The organism is Clostridium arbusti SL206 (assembly GCF_000246895.1).
In the GTDB taxonomy this organism is placed as follows: Bacteria; Bacillota; Clostridia; order Clostridiales; family Clostridiaceae; genus Clostridium_I; species Clostridium_I arbusti.
This window is the reverse complement of record NZ_BAEV01000172.1, coordinates 1-3,073: the sequence shown is the minus strand read 5'-3', so window position 1 is coordinate 3,073 and position 3,073 is coordinate 1. Positions and strand designations below refer to the sequence as shown.

2 protein-coding genes are annotated in these 3,073 nt (G+C 29.7%); both read right to left on the bottom strand.

Annotation, left to right across the window (positions count from 1 at the left end; translation table 11 throughout):
- Positions 1 to 229, bottom strand: a 229-nt coding sequence (locus tag RH99_RS17810; RefSeq protein WP_010241576.1) for a hypothetical protein, incomplete at its 3' end; no start/stop codon positions are given.
- 275 nt (positions 230 to 504) lie between these two features.
- Positions 505 to 2,766, bottom strand: a complete 2,262-nt coding sequence (locus RH99_RS18370) for a C1 family peptidase (protein ID WP_010241573.1) — start codon at positions 2,764 to 2,766, stop codon at positions 505 to 507.
- Positions 2,767 to 3,073: the final 307 nt, after the last annotated feature.

Here is a 3,073-nt window from a genome sequence, read left to right as displayed (position 1 = left end):
ACACGTAGTATATACTTGCACCATATATTCCAGACAAATCGTCATCTGCATCTATTTTTACCGTTATACTTTCCCCAGCGGTTACATTCACTTTATCAATACTTACGCTCTTTAATACAGGTGTTTTTGTATCAGCCACTGCCTTTGCAATGGTCTTTGATAAAAAACTTATATTCAAAGTAATTAATAAACAACTAAAAAAAACAGCTATACTCTTTTTACAAAACATAGTTTTCCCCCTATTAAACAAAAAAACAATACCAAATTCAATATTAAATCTTAACTTGTCCCCTTATATTTTATTTTCTTTGAAATTATTATTAAATCTCATTAACTAATTTATCAAACAAAATACATACTATGTTAACAATAACATTATATCATATAACATTTATCTATAAAATACCCATAAAATTATCCAACCATTGTCTGCTGTAAAGACAATAGTTGGATATAGAATGATTATTAGAAGACTACTTGCTAAAAATGTCAATTTTAATTCTACTATTTTTTATTACCACTAAGTAATAATGTTTTCAGTGACAACAAATTGTTAAGTGGACTTGTGTCAATTATCTTATTATCTTTTGCATTAAGACTGTTCAAGTTAACTGCATATTCTAATCCCTTTAGACTTTTAATATTACTTCCACTTATATTTAAGGAAGTTAAGGCATCCATATCATTTGAACTTATATTTCCCTTAGGCTTTTTTAAAACAGGCCTTATCTTCTTTTCCAAATTGGCATCTCCAAATTTCACAGCTGAATTATAGGCTAAAGCAGTTACAAACTTTGTACTATAAGTCTTTAACAATGTACTACTTTTAGCATCAACCACTGAATTCACAGGAATATTTATAAAATACATATTGCCATTCTTTAAATTACTTTTGGGCTTTAAGACTAAAACATTGTTATTTACACTGACATTTATAGCTATGTTCACATTTTTATTATCTTTTAGTGTAATATATTTAAAATTAGTTCCCTTATAAATAGGGCTTTGGAAAGTAAATCTAAAATCACTATTTGTATTTATTGGCTTTAAACCAAAAGATACTGACTTAACTGCTATAGTTCCTTTCACGTTAACTGTGCACTTTGCTGTAAGATTTCCATCTTCACTTTTTACTGTTATTACGGCCTTTCCCGGTGAAATACCCTTAACATTTCCACTGCTATCTACAGTAGCTATCTTTGAATTACTACTGCTCCAACTTATCTTTTTGTTTGTAGCATTACTTGGAGAGATTGAACTGGAAAGCTTTGCTGTATTATTCACATTAATATTTATAGAGCTACTGTTTAAGGTGATACTTTTTACTAAAATTTTAGAACTTATATTTGTAAATGCCTTTAAATCTACAGCAGCTGGAAGTGCAACCCACTTTGATCCATTTGCACTTATAAATGAATTTCCATTGGGATTACTTAAATAATCTAAAGGTATAGATGATCCTTTAACCTTTACCGCCACTGCGAACTTTTTACCTGTACTTAAAGAAAGAGGTTTAGGTAATTTTATAGTATGATATCCAGGCATTGCAATTATTCCTGATGCTACTAAATTTGAAGCTATTCTATTAAATTTGTTAGTACCATAATCATTTTCTGCATAAATTGAATAGCTTGCATTTTCTTTATCTGTATAAAAGCTGACTGCCGCTAAGGATTCCATGGTAGATGAATTTGCTGAGGCCGTAAACACGTTTGAAAACCAATTGCTTTCACCAACCGAAACAATACCATTATAATCTAAATCATATTGATAATTTTTGCTATAATTATTAACAGGCTCTACTCCATTGAACACTGCATTATCAATACCTATAGATACATCATAATAGGAAACATAAAAATAGCCCTTATCCCCAAAGCTTGTCCCCCAACTATTCTTACAAATAAAAGCTCCATTTCCCTTTGGTTTAACTAAAAAATTATTTTTAGAATAATTATCATCCCATCCTACTATATCTACAGCATGATTACTAGAACTCTCTGTATAATCATAGTATGAATTCTTGCCTAAATTAAAATAGCTATACTCATCCATATATAGAGAAGAGGATACAGCACCATAATTCATAACTGCTCTTTTCAATTCACTATTATCTAAAGGCCCTGTTCTGTCAGGTATAAATAATACCTCTTGTATATGTTTTTTTTCCTTTAGTCCATTTCTAGTTACTATGTTGTTAGGATTAGATGGTGCTGGATCATCCTTTTCATTTACTGGTCCCTTCCAGCTGGCAAGATATGCCGTGGCCATTTGATTATTGCCTCCATCATAGGGATTATTATCAATATCATTGTGGGTTGTCATGTTTATTTCCGAAAAATCGTAAGTCTTATTTTCAATTCTAAGAAGATTTGATTCAAGAGAACCTATAGCTGAAAAAGCCCAGCAATTATTCAGTTCTCCTTGATCTTTTGCAATAGTTGTTCTCCCAGTTTTTCTTAAATCATAAGAAACTGGCAAGGGTGCAGTTGATTTTAACCTGGGCTGTGAGTTTAAATTTGCTGTACTCTTTTTTATCTTTACTTTATAAGGTATAAGTCCTTTACCCTTAGCAGGTACTTTGCTTTTATTTAAACTTGATTGTGACTTATTATTTACTATATTATTTGTTGATGATACCTTTAAGCCTTTATTATTTTCACTGGCAAATACAGAATATCCTAGTAAATTAAATGTAACTATAATAGGTAAAATAGCTGCTACAATATACTTTAATATGTGATGATTTTTTTCTTTGTGTTTCAAGATGGCACCTCCTATGTTTTATTATTTTTGTATTGAAATAGTTAACTCATATTTATTAAATCCAATTTATCCTTTGTATATTACATCGTAGATAATAGTTCTATGCTGAATAATATAAATAAAAACGACTATAATCTTGCATAGTCGTTTTTATTTATTACTGTGAATTACTATTATTTCCCAATTGTGTATAACTCGGATTAACTATAAAAATTCATATCCTATACTACCAAATATATGGATTATTAACATATATAACACAACTAGCTGTTTTATATCCATCACTTGTTGTTGCTGTTATAGTCGC